Consider the following 19,530-nt stretch of genomic DNA (forward strand, 5'->3'; position numbering starts at 1 on the left):
ATATAGGAGAAGGGTGTTGGCATGTACGAGTTAGTTGTAGGTATAAATATTGGAATTTTTATCCTGCTAGCACTTAGCCTGAATGTAATTACAGGCTATGCCGGCCAACCATCGATGGGACACGCCGCCTTCTTTGGCATTGGCGCCTATATAGCGGCAGTGATGACATCCAAAATGGACCTGAGCTTTTGGCTGGCTTTGCCGGTGGCAGGCATTGTCGCCGGAATAGTAGGAGTGCTCTTGGGCCTCATAAGTTTGCGTGTGCGGGACGATTTCCTGGCAGTAACAACGATCGGAGTAAATTTTGTAGCTGTAGCTATCTTTCACTACACCCCGTATTTAGGGTCATCGTACGGTTTGGCTGTCAATAAGCCGACTTTGTTTGGCAGTGAATTGGGGAATTCGGGATTTTTCATATTGGTTAGCGTGCTTATTGTCCTGGTATGTTTTTTATGTATGAAAATACAGAGTTCCTGGCTGGGGTTAGCACTCAGCGGTATTCGCAATAACGAAGAAGCCGCCGCATCTCTGGGTATTGACGTGAATAAATTTAAAGTTGTTGCCTTTACTATCGGTACAACGATCGCCGGCTGTACGGGAGCAATTTATGCCCACTATATGGGTTTTATTTACTCTACTGATTTTGCTTTCGTTACTTCGATTTCCATCTTATCCATGATTGTTATCGGGGGCATGGGAACAATCAGAGGGGCGGTTGTGGGAGCAATTCTCCTGGGTCTCATGCCGGAAGTATTCCGGTTTATATCTGACTACCGTATGCTTCTCTACGGCGGGTTATTAGTGTTGATGATGCGGTTCCAACCACAGGGACTGCTAGGAGAAAACAGCTATTTATGGAGAAAGATAGCACTGTGTTTTACCAAAACGGATGCTTGCATGGGCCAGGGCAAGGACGGGAGGATGACAGACCATGGAAAATAACAGAGAGAAACTCCTCCAGATAAAAAATTTGAAAAAATACTTTGGTGGTTTAAAGGCCGTTAATGATGTCAGCTTTGATGTATATAAGGGGGAAACTCTGGCAGTAATCGGCCCAAACGGAGCGGGAAAGTCCACGCTATTTAATACCGTTTGCGGAGTGTATGCGCCCACAGATGGCAAGATTGTGCTCAACGGACAGGAAATACAAGGACTCAAGCCACATGAAATTGCCAGGATGAGGGTTGCCCGTACCTTTCAAATTTCCCACCCCTGCAAAGATTTGACGGTGCTTGATAATATCATTATGGCCATGGGCTTAGAGCAATATAGCAAACTTACGAGCATTTTTGGCCGCAGCCGGACTAGGGCCAATGTCGAAAAGGCGGAAATGCTGCTTGAACGTGTAGGCATTTTATCCCAGCGGGATAAACGCGCCGGTGATCTCAGTCTCGGCTACATGCGTCGATTGGAGATAGCGCGAGCGTTAGCTTTGGACCCTGTGCTTATTTTGCTGGATGAGCCTTGTGCCGGATTAAGCAATAATGCTGAAGAAGAATTTATCGGTATCATTAATCAGCTTAAAGCCCAGGGTACTACGATCATGCTGGTCGAGCATAATATGTCTATCGCCATGACGGTGAGTGACCGGGTGGTTGTGGTAAGTTACGGCACTAAAATCGCGGAAGGCTTACCTCAGGATATACAAAGCAATCCCTACGTAATTGAAGCCTATCTGGGGAAGGACGATGACTGTGCTTAAACTGGAAAACATTGATACTTTTTACGGCCAATCGCAAGCTCTTTTCCATGTGTCTATCGACGTCCGGCCTGGTGAGTTTGTTACAATACTGGGAGCCAACGGTGCCGGTAAAAGCACGATTATGAAAACCATCATGGGATTAGTAAAACCCAAGACAGGCCGGATTATTTTCAACGGAACAGATATAACCGGCCTGCCGCCCTGGGACCGGGCCGGGATTGGTGTAGGTTATGTTCCCGAAGGACGAAGAGTGTTCCCCGACCTTACGGTGGAAGAGAACCTGAAGATGGGGGCATACCGGGTAACTGACAACAAAGTTGTCACCGCTAATATTGAAAAATCCTATGACCTGTTTCCACGGCTTAAAGAACGGAAAAATCAGTTGGCCAAGACTATGAGCGGCGGCGAACAGCAGATGTTAGCGATAGCCAGAGCCTTAATGCTGAATCCGAAACTGTTACTGATTGATGAAATTTCCATGGGATTGATGCCGATTCTTGTGAATCATTCGCTTAGTATTGTCAAAAGACTAAACAGCGAAGGGATAACCGTTTTGATGGTAGAACAAAACGCTAACAAAGCACTTAAGGTAGCCGACCGGGGGTATATATTAAAAACCGGGAAAATTACTATGGAAGATACCAGCGAAAACTTGCGCAATAACGCTGAAGTCATAAAAGCGTATCTTGGAGAATGATAACAGAGTAAAAGTTCTCATAAGTGAAATAGATTTGCAGTGAAAGATAAGGTGATAGTAACTTGGGAGAAACGTTACTGATTAAAAATGCCGCTGAATTGGTTACTTGTAGCGGGTCTGCCCCTAAAACCGGTGCAGCTATGAACGACCTTGGCATTATTCATGATGGTGCCGTTTTAGTAGAAGACGGGATTATAACAAAGGTTGGCGCCACCGCTGAATTATTGTCAGCAATAACAGGGCCGGTAGACAAGGAGATAGACGCCGCGGGTAAGTGTGTACTGCCTGGCTTTGTCGACTCACACACCCATTTTGTTTTTGGCGGTTACCGGGCTGAAGAATTTTCATGGCGGCTTAGAGGCGATACCTACATGGAGATTATGGAGCGGGGCGGCGGTATTGTTAATACTGTTCGCGACACACGGCTTGCCTCCAAGCAGGAATTAAAAGAATTAGCGAGAAAACGGCTTGATTCCATGCTGGCTTTAGGTGTTACCACTGTTGAAGGAAAGAGTGGCTATGGTCTGGACTTAGACACTGAAATCAAACAACTAGAAGTTATGGCCGAGCTGCAAGGGGAGCAGGCGGTAGAGATTGTTACTACTTTTATGGGGGCTCATGCTGTGCCGCAGGAATACCAGGGACGCAGCGGGGAATTTATCGACTTCCTCATTAATGAAGTGCTTCCTGTGGTGGCAGAACGGAAGCTGGCCGAATTTTGTGATGTATTTTGCGAAAAGGGAGTATTTTCAGTTGACGAGTCCCGCCGACTGCTATTGGCAGCAAGCAAATTAGGAATGAAAAGCAAGCTTCACGCTGATGAGATCGTTCAACTCGGTGGCGCCGAGCTTGCTGCTGAGCTGGCTGCGGTATCGGCAGACCATCTGCTTCATGTTTCGGATGAAGGAATCAGGAAAATGGCCGAAACCAAGGTAGTTGCCACTTTATTGCCGGCTACAGCCTTTAGTCTCAAAGAACCCTATGCCCGGGGACGGGTAATGATTGACAGTGGTGTGCCGGTAGCTTTGGCCAGTGACTTTAACCCGGGAAGTTGTTTTACCGGGTCCATTCCGCTGATTATTGCTCTTGCTACATTATATATGGGTCTTACACCGGCAGAAACAATTTCAGCGTTGACCATCAATGCCGCTGCTGCAGTTGATAAAGCCGACAAAATCGGGAGTATCGAAAGCGGCAAGCAGGCTGACATTATTATTCTGGAGCATCCGTCGCATCTCTATCTTCCCTATCATATCGGCGTAAGTATTGTAGAAACAGTAATTAAGAAGGGTAAGGTTGTCTGGTCAAAATAATAGTAACAGATAGATATTAATATAACAGCAGGGTGATGTTTTAATGTTAATGCAGATGAAAGTCAATGATTTTTTAACAGAATTGGCTTCTAATTCGCCGGCGCCCGGCGGCGGCAGCATTGCCGCACTGGCGGGTGCGCTTGGCGGGGCTTTGACAGCTATGGTTTGCCGGTTAACTGTTGATAACAATAAATATGCCGGGGTACAAAACGAAATACAAGGCATTCTTGCCCGGGCTGACGAACTGTCAGGGTCTCTTGCTAAGTATGTGGATGAAGATACTGAAACATTTAATAAGGTGATGGCCGCTTACAAGCTGCCCAAGGCTACTGATGAGGACAAGGCCGCCCGGTCGGCTGCCATTCAAACGGCTATGAAAAATGCGGCTGTTTTGCCGCTTAATGTTGCCGGTTGCTGTTTGGAAGTGTTAACGTTAGCCGCCAGAGTGCTGGCTATCGGCAACACCAATGCTGCCAGTGATGCTGCTGTTGCCGGGCTTATGGCCCACGCCGGCATATATGGGGCTTTGTATAATGTTAAGATTAATTTAGGTAGTATTAAAGACCTGGCTTTTGTGGAAGATGCAAAGGCCAAGGTTGAGCAAATCATCAAAGAAGATGCCGTGCTTCACGAAACCTTGCTGGCAACTGCGGGCCGGGTTATTGGCTAATACGGAGAGGAGATATGTAAATGGATATTGCAGCAGAAAAAATTGTCGAATGTGTACCTAATTTCAGTGAGGGCCGCCGCCAGGAGGTTATTGACAGTATTGTTGCCGAGGTTACCAAAGTAGCGGGGGTTACTTTGCTTGGCGTTAAACCGGATGCCAGTCATAACCGGGTTGTGGTTACCTTTGTTGGTGAACCTCAGCCGGTTAAGCAAGCAGCGTTTAATGCCTGCGCTAAAGCCAGTGAACTCATTGATATGGAACAGCACAAGGGAGAGCACCCCCGTATCGGCGCCACTGATGTTATCCCGTTTATACCGGTCAAAAATGTTACTATGGAAGAATGCGTGCAACTGGCAAATGAGCTTGGTGAGGAAATCGCGCAAAAACTTAATATTCCGGTTTATTTGTACGAAGAAGCAGCAAAAACTCCAGCCAGAAAAAGACTTCCTGATGTGCGAAAAGGAGAGTACGAGGGACTTAAGCATGAGATTACCAAGCCGGAACGTCATCCTGATTTTGGACCGGCTAAGATGCACCCGACAGCAGGAGCGACGGTAGTTGGGGCCAGACAGTTTCTTATAGCCTATAATATTAATCTGAGTACCAGTGATGTAAGTATTGCCAAAAAGATAGCCAATGCCATCCGGGAAGTTAAAGGCGGATACAAGTATGTGAGAGCTATGGGAGTTATGCTTGAAGATAGAAATATTGCCCAAGTATCTATCAATATGGTTGATTATACCGGTACTCCTCTCCACCGGGTGTTTGAAACGGTAAAATTTGAAGCTGAGCGGTATGGTGTTAACGTAATCGGCAGTGAAATTATTGGATTAACACCACTTCAAGCCCTATTGGATGCGGCTGAATATTATCTGCGTCTGGAAAATTTTGACCGTAAGCAGGTTTTTGAAGAGAACATCTAAGATGTAGCTTAATTTTAAAAAGAGATGAGCCCTCTGCTCAACTATTGAGTAGAGGGCTCATCTCTTTACTATTGCAGGCTGACCAAAACCAAGCCAAGGGTGATGAAAAAAGCACCAACAATCTGGGTAGTGGTCACGATTTCATGGAGCACAAAATAGCTTAGAATTACTGTTATAAGTGGAGCGCAAGACATGATAAGCGCGACTTCGTTAATATTGCCGTCTTTTAAGGCATAAAAATAAGCTAAATCGCCGATCAGAGCTGCCAGTACAGCTTCCATGGTAATAATTAACCAGAGTGATGCCGGGACTTTTAAGAGTTCGTTATAGCCTTTAGCACTCAAAAACCATGCGGCGATTATAATAGCGGCAATCATGGTACGCAGGACAAAGGCGGTAGTTGGGTTTACGCTGTTCAATATTGTTTTTCCAAATAATGGCGCCAGTCCCAGGCAAAAAACACCGGCCAGAGCATATATAAGAAACATTGTCATTCCCCATTTCACACCAAGCCTGTTGAAAAATAAATATGCGAAACTGAGTCTAAAAATGCATACAACACCACAGTTACTGTGGTGTTGTAGACTATTTGGTCTTAAGGATGTTGTAAGCATTGGCGGAAATGTTTGCCATATCTTTAGTAAAAACTGGAAGATGGGGGGATAAATATGGGGGTTGAACTGACTGCGCTGCACTACGTATATTTAATATTTATTTTTGTTATATTAGCTGTAATGGTAATGCGGCGGGATACATCACTGGTATGCCTCGTTGGAATTTTTATTATCGGTCTGATGGTTAAAGGTTCGATCTATCAGGCTGTTAGCAGCATTTTTAACAGTTTTATATGAAATCCAATAAAGATTTTTTTCTAGGCGTGTTGTTAGTAACGCTCCACCGCTGGCGCTTGACTTACGCTTATACTAACAACACGCCTGTACATCTTTATTGGATACTACATATTTATGCTATTACTGGGTACTATTTTGATTATCTTGATCATCGTAGCTATGAGTCGGGTATTACTGGTTACTGGTATTAATGAAGCTATGGTATCGCCCATAACCAGGTTGATTCGCACGCCTTCGCAGGCCTACTGGGTCTGATAGTTAATTGCCTTCAGGATATTTTTCTCATTTTTTTGTGTGATTAGCAGGCAATTGGATATACTTGCCGAATTTAAATTAGCAGATTTTATACACCGATTTTTGAGTTGCGAAAGGCAGGGGTAATGTGAAAAAGATTGCTGTAATAACAAGTGGTGGCGATTGTCCGGGAATGAATGCAGCCATCCGGGCGGTAGTCCGGGTGGCCTTGGCGCAAGGTGTGGAAGTCTGGGGGATTAGAAACGGTTACGCCGGAATGATTGCCGGTGATATGACTATTTTGGACTCCCGGTCGGTAGGGGATATTATTCAAAAGGGTGGCACTTTTTTGGGGACGGCCCGCAGTGAGGAATTTAAAACATTGAACGGTCGCCAGAAGGCAGTCGCTAATTTGGAAGCCCGGGGTATTGAAGGTCTGATAGTAATTGGCGGCGACGGCTCGCTTACCGGGGCTAGACTGCTTGGCGAACTGGGCATTAAAATTGTCGGGCTGCCCGGCACTATCGACAATGATATCTGGGGTACCGACTATACTATTGGCTTTGATACCGCAGTAAATACTGTTCTTGACGCTATTAATAAATTGCGGGATACGGCATCAGCTCACGGGCGGGTGATGCTGGTAGAGGTAATGGGCCGTAATTGCGGCTGGATCGCGCTCACTGCCGGTTTGGCCGGCGGTGCCGAAATTATTCTTATTCCCGAACAGCCATTCTCACAGGAAGATATTTGTAAACAACTGCTGGAATCGCGGGCCAAAGGCAAGCAATACAGTATTGTGGTTGTGGCTGAAGGCGCAGGCAGCGGTATTGACCTTGGCCAGTACATCCGCTCCAGGACCGGCCTGGAAACGAGAGTATCGGTGCTTGGCCACATCCAGCGGGGCGGTGCTCCTACGGTATCTGACCGTCTACTGGCCAGCCGGCTGGCCGAGACGGCTGTCACAGCATTGCTGGATGGTAAAACCGATGTTATGATTGGTTACCGGAATAACCAATGTGTCGAAATCGCTATTGCCGATGCTGTCGGCAATAAGAAAGAAATTGACCGGGAATTGTACCGGCTGGCTGAAGTCTTGTCTCAATAAGCAAAAATCCCGCATTATTTCCTGGGAAATAATGCGGGATTTTGTCTAAATATCCGAATAATATGTACGGGTCTTGCTCATCCTGGTGGTTTATGCGTTTAAGCAGCTATTATTGCAGATCAATTTGATGAAAAATCGTGAAAAGTACGTATAGCTTAATACTTAGTAAATGAATGTATGCCAAGTATGTAACTTCTATGACTTTTCCGGAAGCTATATGCCTGGCTTTTATTTTGGGCTTGCCTGGTATAGTATTTTGTAATACTATATATTTATTAATCTTATTGGAAACTTAAGGAATTGAATGCGGTGATTGATGAGCAGATAGGGAGTGGGGAACTATGGCATTGTGGTTCAGAAAAAATAAAGAGCTTGATAAACTGGGTAAGTTGACAGCTCAGTACCTGGCCGGGGATATGTCTGCTATGATCAATGCGGCTGAATACTCTGCCGAGCTTCGGCCGTTAGCGGATAATATCGCCGCGTTGGCTGACATGGTTCGTACTTTTGCCCGTGAGACACAGGTATCGTCAAGCCAGGTTTCGGCAGCTGTAAACCAAGTTAATGAAGTGATCGGTCAGGCTGTTGGCCTGGCGGAAAAAGTGAGCCAGGAAGCTACTGTTGCTGACAAGCTGTCGAAAGATATTGCCGGAGCCACTAAGTATGCGGCCAAACAGACTGATGAAATTATCGCGGCTGCGCAAACAATAGCAGCCGTAGCCGGAGATATCTATCAGGACAGCATCAAATCGAAAAATATTGCGGAGCAAGGCTATCAAGCTGCCGCCAAAGTTACGGCGGCTATGGAAGCAATTCGTCAGGCTACGACCGAAGTTGGTGAAAGAATTACAGCTTTGACACAAATGGCAAGAGATATTGACAGTTTTTTGGCAACAATCCAGGGAATATCGGCCCAAACCAATCTTTTAGCGTTAAATGCCAGCATCGAAGCTGCTCGCGCCGGCGAGCACGGACGAGGCTTTGCCGTTGTGGCGCAAGAAATACAAAAACTGTCTGATGCGAGCGCCCTGGCCGCGAATTCGGCTAATAAACTATTAGCTGAAATTGATGATGGCGTGTTGGCGGCGGCAAAAGCTGCAGAGTCGGGAGTGGCCGCCGCTGAGGCCGGAACTAGAGAAATGCAGGAAGCTGATGCCAGTTTTCAGGCTATTTTAGCTGCCAGCTCTCAGGTGGAAGCTAAAGTGGCGGAAGCCAGCGCTGCCAGGCAAAACCAACTTGAGGCCACCCAGAAGACTGCCGAATTTTTAGGAAAAATTGCCGTTATGGCCGAAGAAGCCGCCAGTCATATGACAGCAGTAGCCGGATCAATTGAGCAGCAGGATAAGCATCTTAATGATACCCGTCGTATGGGAGATATATTGAGCAAAGTGGCTGACAGTCTGGTGGCTACTACCGGAAAAATAGTGCTTGTTGATATTAACCGGCAGCAAGCTGAACTTGACACTAAAATTGCCAGGCTGCGTACCGTACTTGAGCAAGTAGTTAAGGATCCGAAAATGATTGCCATGGATGGCCTTGGACATCAGGAAATTGTAAACGACCTTTTAGCCCGGAACTCTGAGCTGGAGGCCGCCTGGACAAATGTTCCGGACGGGCAGTTTGTAGTTTCGATGCCGCCGGCCGGGATTGCCAATGCGCTGAACAGAGAGTGGTTTCAACAGGCCAAACAAGGCAATTTTTACGTTTCCAAGGTATATGTGTCAGCTATATCACACCAGCCTTGTTTGACAATTTCTTTGCCGATAACTGATGATGCCGGGGCCATAAAAGGCGTACTGGGTGTGGATTTAAAGTTATAGTTACATAATAAGTACGAGCAGCATTTTGAAGTTGTCAACGGCATCCAGGCCGTGGGGAATGTTGGCAGGCATGACAACTACCTGACCTGTTGTTGCTGTAATTTTTTCATTGCCGATGGTGATTTCAGCACGACCATCTAAAATGTAAACCATGGCATCACCCGGAGCCGAGTGAGGGCTTATAGCTTCGCCTTGAGCGAAGGCGAACAACGTTATGCTGACCGTTTTGTTTTGTGATAGTGTCAGACTTACTACTTTGCCGGGCTGATAATCTACTAAACCGGCCATATCCAACGCTTTGCTGAATTCAATGTTTTTGATAAATCGCTTTTCCATAAAGAACTTCCTCCTTGTCATGTATATCTTTGATTTTAGTCTAACAAATTATCTAACATTACGATGTGACAGAAGTCACACCTTATAAAAAACAGGCCGCTATGGCCTGTTTTTAATGTACATTATCGCTTAAGCCCAGGGATTCATTGTCTGAAACCCGGGCGTGAAGGCTGACATTCTCTTCATGCCCCCACAGCATTTTTGCCACTAAATTGTCAGCGGCGTGCCTATTTCTGATCTTGAGTTCTTCCACACCGGTGGCGTTTCGATGAGTATTAAGGCCGTTGTTGTGATAATCATCCACGATAATCCCTCCCAGATTAAATCAGGTAGTGTTAAAGTTAGCGTTTCCGTCGATTACTTGTACAATACATATTTTCTTATCAGACTGTGACAATTGTTTGCCATTACGCATATCTATAAGCATGTAATTCTCGTGAGGCAAAGCCGCCTGTGCAGCGAGCCAGTCCTGCTGGCCAGCGCTGGCAGGCGTATATTTTCAGGGGAGTTGATTTATCGATGTGCGGGATTACCGGTTGGATTGACTGGGAGCAAAATTTGACGGAAAAGAGCCATATCTTATCAGCGATGATTGAGACTTTAGCTGCACGGGGGCCGGATGCGCAAGGAGCGTATATTACGCCGCATGCCGCTTTAGGCCACCGCCGCCTTAGTGTTATTGACCCTGTTGGCGGTGCGCAGCCCATGATCAGGTTTCGCGGCGAGCAAAAATTTGTCATAACTTATAACGGTGAACTCTATAATACCCCGGAAATCAGACAGGAGCTTGAAGCCCGTGGTCATACATTCAGCACTCATTGCGACACCGAAGTACTGTTGGTAGCCTTTATAGAATGGGGACCGGCCTGTGTTGAAAGGTTTAACGGCATATATGCATTCGGTATTTGGGATGAAGCCAATCAAAGCTTATTTTTAGCCCGTGACCGTATTGGCGTTAAGCCGCTATTTTACGCCGAACGGGGCAGTAGTTTTATTTTTGGTTCAGAGCTTAAAACCTTATTGGCCAATCCGTTGGTTAAACCGGAAATAGATGCCGAAGGTGTGGCAGAAGTGTTTATGATTGGCCCGGCCCGGACACCCGGTCATGGAGTATTCCGCGATGTTAAAGAATTGAAGCCTGGTTATTGCATGACCTATAACCGCCAGGGCAAATCTGTCAGACAATACTGGTCATTGGAGACCAAACCCCATGTTGACGATTTTGACACTACCGTGGAAACAGTGCGGGAACTTTTAAAAGATACTACCAGACGCCAGTTAGTATCTGATGTACCGATATGCACACTGTTGTCCGGTGGTCTTGATTCAAGCGCCCTTACCGCGCTGGCAGCTACGGCTTATAAGCAGTCAGGTTTGGGCAGTCTACATACTTACGCGGTTGATTATGTAGACAATGACTTGTATTTTAAGGCCAATAGCTTTCAACCCAACCCTGACGCCCCCTGGGTCACGAGGGTATCAGGTTATTTTGAAACATATCATCATAATGTTTTACTAGATACCCCGGAATTGGCAGGAAGCTTGAAATCTGCTGCTATCGTCCGTGATTTGCCGGGAATGGCCGATATTGACACATCGTTATACTTGTTTTGCCGCGAAATAAAAAAGGGCGCTACCGTGGCCTTATCAGGTGAATGTGCTGACGAAGTATTCGGCGGGTATCCCTGGTTCCACCGTGAGGACATGATTAATGCCAAGACCTTTCCGTGGTCGCCGCATCCGGAAATCCGCGTTCCCTGGTTGACGCCGGAAATTCAGGATAAAATTAAGCCCACGGAATATGTTGCCCAGCGCTACAGCGACGCCCTGGCCGAAGTACCGCGTCTGCCTGGTGAAGGAATGCGGTCGGCGAGAATGCGTGAGATTTTCTACCTCAGTCTCACCCGGTTTATGCCGACGCTCCTGGACCGCAAAGACCGCATGAGTATGGCATTTGGCCTTGAAGTCCGGGTACCATTCTGTGACCACCGCATTGTCGATTATGTGTGGAATGTCCCATGGGGCATGAAAAACTACCAAAACCGGGAAAAAGGGCTGTTACGTTACGCCCTGGAGGGAATTTTACCTGATGATGTGCGTTGGCGAAAAAAGAGTCCGTATCCTAAGACTCATAATCCGTCTTATACTAAGGCAGTTGTTGATGAAGCGCTCGCTATCCTAAACGATCCGACATCCCCGTTAAAGCCGCTGCTCGATATTAATAAACTTAAGGAAATCGCCCAGACAGACTTATCTGCTTCGAATATTCCCTGGTTCGGCCAACTGATGGGCGGGCCTCAGCTCTTTGCTTATCTCATTCAGGCTGATCACTGGATGCGTGCATATAACGTACAGGTAGTTTAATAACAAGCCGCCGTTATTTGCCTTATCGGTAAAGAGGGCGGCGTTTTGCCGTTATCTAGTGGTGCATTTAGCCACATAAAGATAAATGAATAATTTTTACCGTTTGGTTAATATTACTCTTGGATTGTCAATCATTTTACTGGAGGTGTATTTATGGGTAAAGGCGTAATGTCTGAGAAGATGAAATATGAGTTGGCCCATGACCTCGGGTTTGGTGAAAAGGTAGAGGATGGAGACTGGAGCGATGTTACTACAGGTGAGGTCGGCTCCATGGTAAGAGAAGCTATTAGACGTGGAGAAGAAGCGATGGCTAAAGAGGCGAAAGCTAATGGAGAAGCGCATCAAAATGCTAAATAACAATAAAATCCGAAGTCTTTTGGTTAAGGCTTCGGATTTTTGTTGCGTATCATGCCATTGGTGTCATATACATAAGGTAACATTTTTAATCTAAGAAAAGCGGAAAACCCCTAGTGCGGGTAAAGTAACAAATGCCTGAACACTTAAGAAGGTGTTTAGGCATTTGCATTAAAAGCAAAGTGGGTTGCTTTATTGATATATACATAAAATGTATATATCGGTAATAAATGATGTATTAGACATATATATGCGATCTAATAAAGATTTTTTTCTGGGCGTGTTGTTAGTAACGCTCCACCGCTGGCGCTTGACTTACGCTTATACTAACAACATGCCTGTAAATCTTTATTGGATACTATATATGTTAAATAATTACAGTGTAGACGATGGCAGTCGTCTTATTGTGGCAGGAAGGGTTATGACATGAAATACGCCATCTTGGGAATTGTCTGTGTGGGAACAGTAGTGACCGCTTATGTAAGCAGCTGTGTCAACATAGCGCTGACGAACATTATGTCAGCTTTAAACTATGATATGGACTCGATTGTCTGGGTCTCTCTATCTCCTGCCTTATGGCACGACATTGCCTTTAACAGGCAAAATGGGGGATAAGTTCGGCGCAAAGCAAATGTACGTTGTTCAACCTTGCCAAAATTATTGGCGGAAGTGTCGGGATTGCTTCTGTTGAAACATTACTAACAAATCGAGCCACTCATCACCACGCTTTTTTAAACGAATACCTTTCCGCCGTGAACCGAGCACCCCAGGAGATATATAATTTACTGAAAACCCTCTGGGGTTCGCGCGGAATGGATAACGCGATGATCGTGGAAGCATCCCACGGCTGGCTTACCGGACAAGGTTTTTTAACTTTTGAGCAGTATGCGGCTTTTAAAATGATTTTGTACAAAATGATTGAGAAGCAGGCGAACATATTAGCATTTGAAGACGTGTTTTATGTCATGGCAATTGTTTCTTTAGGTGGTGCCGTTTTAGCGTTTGGGGTAAGGAAAAGAGCATCAGAGGGTTCTGTCTTATGACGAAGCTGCCATTTTGCGATTATCGGCTATGATGACCATGAGTGGGCGACGATTGTTGAGCCGCCACTGACTGTAATAAGGCAGCCGGCTTATAATCTGGGCCAGCAGGCTGCGGACTTAGTTTTGCCATTGTCATGGGGAATTCATTTTAAGCGGGTCAAGGGGAACCCAAAGAAGGAGGGAAAGGATTATGAAACGGTTTGTTGATTTAAAGACTCGGTTTTCGAGTGTTCACGATTTGATGAAATTCAGAGTTACTGAAATACTTCTGGTATCTACGCCGTACGATGGTTTTGTTCTTGAGGAAGACGGGCAGTTATCAGAACAGATATATAATCAGTTCGCCGATTTGAGTATTCCTATTATTCCCCGAATTCACAGGGTTACCTGTCTGGAGGAAGCGTTTGCAGAACTGCAGACAAGAACCTTCCATCTTATCATCACTATGTCCCGTATTAGCGATATGAGTTCATTTGAGTTTGAGAAAGCGCTAAAAGACTCATATCCCGACATACCTATTGTCATGCTGTCATATGACCGGCTGACTGCCGGGATGATTGCCAGGATAAGGAAAAATACATGCATCAATAGGGTATTCTACTGGTCTGGGGACAGTAAAATTTTGCTGGCTATTATTAAATATATTGAAGATCGGCATAATGTCGAAGCTGACAGCAAACAAGGTGTTCAAGCCATCCTTCTTGTCGACGATTCGCCGGTTTATTACTCACAAATTTTGCCGATCATATATACCGAGATTTTAACCCAGACGCGATACTTAGTAACTCATGCCATGAATATCAGCCATGGGCTCCTGCGGGTTCGATTAAGACCGAAGATACTGCTCGCGGAAACTTATGAAGAAGCCATGGAAATCATTACGCAATACCGCCATAGTTTGCTTGGCGTTATTTCTGATGTGAAATTTCCTAAAGATGGCGAAATGAATCCGTCTGCGGGCATAGAACTGGCCCGGACAGTGAGACAAATGATCACTGATTTTCCTTTTCTCTTGCAGTCAGAAGAAATGGAAAACGCTGCTAAAGCTAAAGAGATTAATGTGCACTTCCTGGATAAAAATTCCCCCAATCTATTGCATGACTTACGCACCTTCATTCTTACAAACTATGGCTTTGGTTCATTTGTCTTCAAATATCCGGATGGAAGAATCATTGCTGAGGCTACTGACATCACGGATTTGGAAAGGATTATCCGGGATCTGCCTGATGAAAGCTTATACTATCATGCAGTTAACAATCATTTCTCAAGGTGGTTCAGAGCCCGGACTGAGTTTGAGGTTGCGGAAAAACTGAGATACATTGATGCAGCAGATTTTTTAAATATATCGGATATCAGGACCTATATTCTTGAAGTACTGAAAGCGTATTTCCAAAGATACCAGTCTGGCGTAATTCTTGATTTTGAAAGTCTTTCCCAAAAGAATCTTGAGAATGCTTTTATTAAACTGGGGAGCGGTTCTTTGGGCGGCAAAGCCAGAGGAATTGCCTTTATCAATTCCTTAATTACCAAAGCTCATCTGGCAGATAAATATGAAGACATCAAGGTTAAGGTTCCGCGTTCTTTTGTAATCTGCAGCGAAGTTTTTGAACAATTTCTCGAAAATAATAATCTTTATGATTTTACTGCCAATACAAACGACGAAGAAGAAATTGCCCGAAAATTTTTGGATGCTGAATTGCCTGTCGTTATTCAGAAAAATCTGTATGTTTTAATTGAATACATAAAGTGTCCACTGGCGGTTCGTTCATCGAGCATTCTTGAAGATTCGCGAGTGCTGCCGTTTGCCGGGATTTATAAGACTTATGTTGTGCCCAACAGTCATAATGACCCGGCAATCCGGTTTAAACAGCTGTCCGATGCTGTCAAACTTGTGTTTGCATCGGTTTTTTATGCATCGCCCCGGCAATACGCTCAAAATGCCGATATTCGTATTGAAGAGGAAAAGATGGCTGTTTTGATCCAGGAACTGGTCGGAGAACGTTATGAAGATCTCTATTATCCGGTTATTTCCGGAGTGGCCCAATCCTACAATTTTTATCCGTATTATCCAATGAAACCGGAAGAAGGTACAGTCAGTCTTGCTTTGGGCTTGGGTAAAGCCATTGTTGAGGGTGAGCGGGTATACCGTTTTTCACCGGCCCATCCGAAAATGAATCTGTTGTATGCCAGCCCTGAAGACTACTTGAAAAAATCTCAAAATACCTTTTATGCCATAAATCTTGCGGCTTCATCAGACATTACCCTATGTGCCAATGACAATTATAGTTACGAAAAAGTACCGATTTCTCGAGCTGACAAAGACAACACGCTAGAGTACATCGGAAGCACATACTCTAGCGAAAATAATTGTATCTATGACAATGTAACCCTAAAAGGACCTAAATTGGTGACTTTTTCGCCAATTCTTAAATACAATCGATTGCCATTGATAAACATCATAAAAGACTTACTCAGATTGGGAAAACAATCTTTTGGCGCCGATGTCGAAATCGAATTTGCCGTTAATATTCCGAAGGATAAAAATAAACCTAAGGAGTTCTATTTCTTACAGATCAGGCCAATGGTTGTAGGAAGAGAAGCTTTCGAGGTAAGCCTTGATGTTCAGCAGGAGATTTTGTGTTCCAGCCATCGCACGATCGGCAACGGTTTTTATCAGAACATCCATGATATTATTTTTGTAAATCCCAAGACATTTGAATTGAAAGACAGCGTTCAAATAGCTTGTGAAATTGGAGAACTTAACAACGTATTATATAAGGAAGGGCGCCGGTGCATACTTATTGGATTTGGACGGGTTGGTACTTCAGACCGGTGGTTAGGCATACCGTTGGCCTGGTCGCAAATGTCTCAGACGCAGATAATCGTGGAAGTCGACACAATGGAGCTTCAACCGGAGCCTTCACTCGGCAGTCACTTTTTTCATAATCTGACGGCGACCAATATGGGATATTTTCACATACAATACAATAATGAATCTGAGGACCGGATTGATTGGAATTGGTTACTCAGCCAACCGGTTTTGCAACAGACCGAGCACGTGATGCTTATTAGGCGGGATGAGCCGTTTTTGGTTAAGATTGATGGGAGGAGCTTCAAAGGCATCATATACAAGTAGATAAGGGTGGTGAAAATGATGCGCAAGCCTTAAGAGTATGTAGTCTGAGAATTATCGCAATAATACTTAATAATTTGAAATATCGCTTAAGGGGGCCAATAAATGACTGCAAATGCAAAAAAGTATTGTGAGGAACTCTACCGGCGGGTTGTAAAAAGAAATGCGAACGAACCGGAATTTCATCAGGCTGTCCAAGAGGTTCTTGAGTCATTGGTTACGGTACTTGAACGGCATCCGGAATACATCGAACTTGGAATCGTTGAAAGAATTGTTGAACCCGAGCGCCAAATTATATTTAGAGTTCCCTGGGTTGACGATATTGGCAGGGTACAGGTCAACAGGGGCTTCAGGGTACAGTTCAACAGCGCAATCGGGCCGTATAAAGGCGGGATTAGATTCCATCCTTCCGTATACATCGGCATAATTAAATTCTTAGGTTTTGAACAGGTATTCAAGAATTCGTTAACCGGACTTCCGATTGGCGGCGCCAAAGGCGGCTCGGACTTTGATCCCAAGGGTAAATCAGATGCTGAAGTTATGCGGTTCTGTCAAAGCTTTATGACCGAACTCTACAGGCATATCGGGCAGGATGTCGACGTTCCCGCCGGGGACATCGGCGTTGGCGGACGGGAAGTAGGATTTATGTTTGGTCAGTTTAAGAGAATCAAAAACGCCTATGAAGCGGGAGTATTGACGGGAAAGGGTTTAACTTACGGCGGAAGCCTAGTAAGGACACAAGCCACAGGCTACGGTCTTGTGTATTTTGTCGACGAAATGCTTAAGGCTAAAGGAATGTCCTTGGCAGGTAAGACAGTCCTTGTGTCCGGGTCGGGAAATGTAGCCATTTATGCTACAGAAAAGGTGCAGCAGCTTGGCGGCAAAGTTGTTGCCATGAGCGATTCCAACGGCTACGTTTATGACGCCAACGGCATTAAACTTGATATTGTAAAGCAAATCAAGGAAGTTGAACGGGGAAGAATATCAGAATACGTTAAAGTACATCCGGCAGCCGAATATCATAACGGTTGGGAAGGTATCTGGACAATCCCGTGTGATATCGCGCTTCCCTGCGCAACACAAAACGAAATTAGCGAAAACGACGCCAAAATCCTTGTTAAGAATGGCTGTAAGGCGGTCGGCGAGGGGGCTAATATGCCCACTACTCTCGAAGGAACAAAAGTATTTCTCGACAGCGGTGTTCTGTTTGCACCTGCCAAGGCGGCAAACGCAGGAGGGGTTGCGACATCCGCTCTGGAAATGTCCCAGAATAGTATGCGACTTTCGTGGACATTTGAAGAAGTTGATGCAAAGCTCAAAACCATTATGGTTAATATTTATAAAAATGCCGGTAAAGCGGCTGAAGAATACGGGCATAAAGATAACCTGGTTATCGGCGCCAATATCGCCGGATTTGTTAAGGTTGCCGAAGCTATGAAGGCTCAAGGTTTAGTATAGGTAAGTGCAGGAAAATGTTTTTGTTTTTTCTGTGTTTTTGATGTTGTTATTTGGCATGAGTTTTTCCGTGTATCATAGGAAATAACCCGTAAATCCTTGTAGGGGATTTTACGGGTTATTTTTATATTTTTTATTTATTGCCTGCAATGTCGAAAAAAGGAAAAACATGCCTTTGCGGCGAATATATAACTGCCAAACTGCTATTGGAGTTGGCTAACATATGTGGACAGTTATTAAAGCTAAGGTTACCGGGCTAACTGATAAAACTAAAGCGATCAACTTACCGGCAGTTGTTAAGCCTGATTTTTCCAGGGCTATTAGTAACCTGTTGGCAATGATGGGAAGGCTTGCCGCTAAGGTTGAGGTTAAACACCTTATCTATTTTGCAGTTGTTTTATTACCTGTTGTTGCCGGCTTGGGAGCTTATTACGGAATCGTCAACAGTAAGGCCAAGTTTGAAGCCGCTAATTTGCCGGAAAACCAGCTTGCCCGCATGAGGATAGCCCTGACGGCTGATAATTTTGTCAAATATGCCGGCCGGGGCGAAAAAGATATTACTTTATTATTTTTAGGCGCGGGCATGGCTCCTGATGCCTATCGGGAAAATGATGGTTTTACTGCGCTTCATGCCGCTGCCGCTTATGGACGTACGGTTATTGCCAAGCTCTTGTTGGATCACGGTGCAGATAGTAACGTCCGTGACAAAGAAGGCCAGACGGCGCTCATGAAAGCGGTGTGGAACAGCCATGCTGATGTGGCCGCCATATTACTGCAGAAGGGGGCCGATCCCAGGCTGAAAGATATAAACGGCAATAGCATAATTGCCATGGCCAAAACCAAAAATGACCGTAAAGTACTTGAGGTACTTGTCAAAGCCGGGGTGGATGAACTAAAAGAAGCGCTGGATAAAATAGCGCCGCCTGCAAAAAAGGCTGAAAAAGCGCCGAACGAAGCCCAGCAACCGCCGCAGGTGGTTAAAGCTATGCCCACTGCTGGTAACCGACCGGCGACTGACAGGACAATTCCATCTGCTACCGCTTCCGCAGGTGAGTTTGCGCTGGTTACGGGCTGGGCCGGCCAGGTTGCTATTGGTAAGCCGGTTGACAGTCTATACCAGCAGTTTGGCAAACAAGCTGTTAGTGCTGGCGAAGAATATTTTGGCGGCAGAATTCATCCGGTACTCAGAGTTTATGAACAAGATAAGGGGCAACCGGCGCTTACCGTCTTTTATACTCAGAGAAAAGACGCCCAGGATAAAATTATCTCACTGATCCGTGTTTCGGACGAGCGTTATAAAACCGGTAACGGTATCGGTGTGGGCGCCACTTTGGGCGACCTTAGACGGTCAGGGACGCTGAGTTCTATCGAATATACTGATTCGCTGTATGCTGTTGCCCGTGATACCAAAATGCGCTATGAACTTGATATCAGTGCAGACAATATGCCAATTGCCTGGCTAAATGGCGGCGATACCAATTCATTGCCTGATTCGATGAAAATAAGGAGTATTTTAATTTTTTAACC

21 protein-coding genes are annotated in these 19,530 nt (G+C 45.3%); 18 read left to right on the forward strand and 3 right to left on the reverse strand.

Annotated features, from left to right (window positions below; genetic code table 11):
- Positions 1-21: 21 nt before the first annotated feature.
- The 6 genes from SCACP_RS03600 to ftcD all read left to right on the forward strand — a co-directional run bounded on the left by SCACP_RS03600 (position 22) and on the right by ftcD (position 5,305).
- Positions 22-942: a branched-chain amino acid ABC transporter permease gene (locus SCACP_RS03600; protein ID WP_425060055.1), complete on the forward strand. Its 921-nt coding sequence runs from the start codon at positions 22-24 to the stop codon at positions 940-942.
- Positions 932-1,702: an ABC transporter ATP-binding protein gene (locus tag SCACP_RS03605; RefSeq protein WP_425060056.1), complete on the forward strand. Its 771-nt coding sequence runs from the start codon at positions 932-934 to the stop codon at positions 1,700-1,702. Before SCACP_RS03600 ends, SCACP_RS03605 begins: the two co-directional genes overlap by 11 nt.
- Positions 1,695-2,399, forward strand: coding sequence for an ABC transporter ATP-binding protein (locus SCACP_RS03610; RefSeq protein ID WP_425061312.1), 705 nt, complete (start codon positions 1,695-1,697; stop codon positions 2,397-2,399). Before SCACP_RS03605 ends, SCACP_RS03610 begins: the two co-directional genes overlap by 8 nt.
- A 62-nt stretch (positions 2,400-2,461) precedes the next feature.
- Positions 2,462-3,712, forward strand: coding sequence for an imidazolonepropionase (gene hutI / locus SCACP_RS03615; protein ID WP_425060057.1), 1,251 nt, complete (start codon positions 2,462-2,464; stop codon positions 3,710-3,712).
- Between the two features lie 43 nt (positions 3,713-3,755).
- Positions 3,756-4,382, forward strand: a complete 627-nt coding sequence (locus SCACP_RS03620; protein ID WP_425060058.1) for a cyclodeaminase/cyclohydrolase family protein — start codon at positions 3,756-3,758, stop codon at positions 4,380-4,382.
- A gap of 20 nt (positions 4,383-4,402) precedes the next feature.
- Positions 4,403-5,305 carry a glutamate formimidoyltransferase gene (gene ftcD / locus SCACP_RS03625; protein WP_425060059.1) on the forward strand — a complete coding sequence of 301 codons (903 nt, stop codon included), beginning with the start codon at positions 4,403-4,405 and terminating at the stop codon, positions 5,303-5,305.
- Positions 5,306-5,373: 68 nt separating this feature from the next.
- On the opposite strand, the gene SCACP_RS03630 is transcribed toward ftcD, so the two are convergent.
- Positions 5,374-5,793: an EamA family transporter gene (locus SCACP_RS03630; RefSeq protein WP_425060060.1), complete on the reverse strand. Its 420-nt coding sequence runs from the start codon at positions 5,791-5,793 to the stop codon at positions 5,374-5,376.
- Positions 5,794-5,973: 180 nt separating this feature from the next.
- Between SCACP_RS03630 and SCACP_RS03635 the strand changes: the two genes are divergently transcribed.
- The 4 genes from SCACP_RS03635 (at position 5,974) to SCACP_RS03650 (ending at position 9,318) form a co-directional block, all read left to right on the forward strand.
- Positions 5,974-6,156, forward strand: a complete 183-nt coding sequence (locus SCACP_RS03635; RefSeq protein WP_425060061.1) for a hypothetical protein — start codon at positions 5,974-5,976, stop codon at positions 6,154-6,156.
- 114 nt (positions 6,157-6,270) lie between these two features.
- On the forward strand, positions 6,271-6,411 hold the full coding sequence (locus tag SCACP_RS03640; RefSeq protein ID WP_425060062.1) for a hypothetical protein: 141 nt from the start codon (positions 6,271-6,273) through the stop codon (positions 6,409-6,411).
- Between the two features lie 127 nt (positions 6,412-6,538).
- A complete protein-coding gene (pfkA, locus tag SCACP_RS03645; protein WP_425060063.1) occupies positions 6,539-7,498 on the forward strand; it encodes a 6-phosphofructokinase in 960 nt (319 codons plus the stop codon).
- Positions 7,499-7,839: 341 nt separating this feature from the next.
- A complete protein-coding gene (locus tag SCACP_RS03650; RefSeq protein ID WP_425060064.1) occupies positions 7,840-9,318 on the forward strand; it encodes a methyl-accepting chemotaxis protein in 1,479 nt (492 codons plus the stop codon).
- Here the strand turns inward: SCACP_RS03650 and SCACP_RS03655 are convergent, their stop codons facing one another.
- Positions 9,319-9,654, reverse strand: a complete 336-nt coding sequence (locus SCACP_RS03655; protein WP_425060065.1) for a cupin domain-containing protein — start codon at positions 9,652-9,654, stop codon at positions 9,319-9,321.
- 112 nt (positions 9,655-9,766) lie between these two features.
- Entirely contained in the window at positions 9,767-9,958 is a 192-nt protein-coding gene (locus SCACP_RS03660) for a hypothetical protein (RefSeq protein WP_425060066.1), read from the reverse strand.
- A 149-nt stretch (positions 9,959-10,107) separates the two neighbouring features.
- On the opposite strand from SCACP_RS03660, the gene asnB reads away from it, so the two are divergent.
- The 8 genes from asnB to SCACP_RS03700 all read left to right on the forward strand — a co-directional run bounded on the left by asnB (position 10,108) and on the right by SCACP_RS03700 (position 19,528).
- Positions 10,108-12,018, forward strand: coding sequence for an asparagine synthase (glutamine-hydrolyzing) (gene asnB / locus SCACP_RS03665; RefSeq protein WP_425060067.1), 1,911 nt, complete (start codon positions 10,108-10,110; stop codon positions 12,016-12,018).
- Between the two features lie 153 nt (positions 12,019-12,171).
- Entirely contained in the window at positions 12,172-12,375 is a 204-nt protein-coding gene (locus tag SCACP_RS03670) for a small, acid-soluble spore protein, alpha/beta type (protein ID WP_425060068.1), read from the forward strand.
- Positions 12,376-12,798: 423 nt separating this feature from the next.
- A complete protein-coding gene (locus SCACP_RS03675) occupies positions 12,799-12,987 on the forward strand; it encodes a hypothetical protein (protein WP_425060069.1) in 189 nt (62 codons plus the stop codon).
- Between the two features lie 23 nt (positions 12,988-13,010).
- Positions 13,011-13,415 carry a hypothetical protein gene (locus SCACP_RS03680; protein ID WP_425060070.1) on the forward strand — a complete coding sequence of 135 codons (405 nt, stop codon included), beginning with the start codon at positions 13,011-13,013 and terminating at the stop codon, positions 13,413-13,415.
- 21 nt (positions 13,416-13,436) lie between these two features.
- The gene (locus SCACP_RS03685) at positions 13,437-13,622 is read left to right on the forward strand and encodes a hypothetical protein (protein ID WP_425061313.1); all 186 of its coding nucleotides are present in this window, start codon (positions 13,437-13,439) and stop codon (positions 13,620-13,622) included.
- Positions 13,606-16,551 carry a DUF5752 family protein gene (locus SCACP_RS03690; RefSeq protein ID WP_425060071.1) on the forward strand — a complete coding sequence of 982 codons (2,946 nt, stop codon included), beginning with the start codon at positions 13,606-13,608 and terminating at the stop codon, positions 16,549-16,551. The genes SCACP_RS03685 and SCACP_RS03690 overlap by 17 nt, the downstream gene beginning before the upstream one ends.
- 102 nt (positions 16,552-16,653) lie before the next feature.
- Complete coding sequence (gene gdhA, locus SCACP_RS03695; RefSeq protein WP_425060072.1) at positions 16,654-18,006, forward strand: NADP-specific glutamate dehydrogenase; 1,353 nt, start codon at positions 16,654-16,656, stop codon at positions 18,004-18,006.
- Positions 18,007-18,226: 220 nt separating this feature from the next.
- On the forward strand, positions 18,227-19,528 hold the full coding sequence (locus tag SCACP_RS03700; RefSeq protein WP_425060073.1) for an ankyrin repeat domain-containing protein: 1,302 nt from the start codon (positions 18,227-18,229) through the stop codon (positions 19,526-19,528).
- Positions 19,529-19,530 lie beyond the last annotated feature (2 nt).

This window comes from Sporomusaceae bacterium ACPt (genome assembly GCA_041428575.1).
Classification (GTDB): Bacteria; Bacillota; Negativicutes; order Sporomusales; family Sporomusaceae; genus Sporomusa_D; species Sporomusa_D carbonis.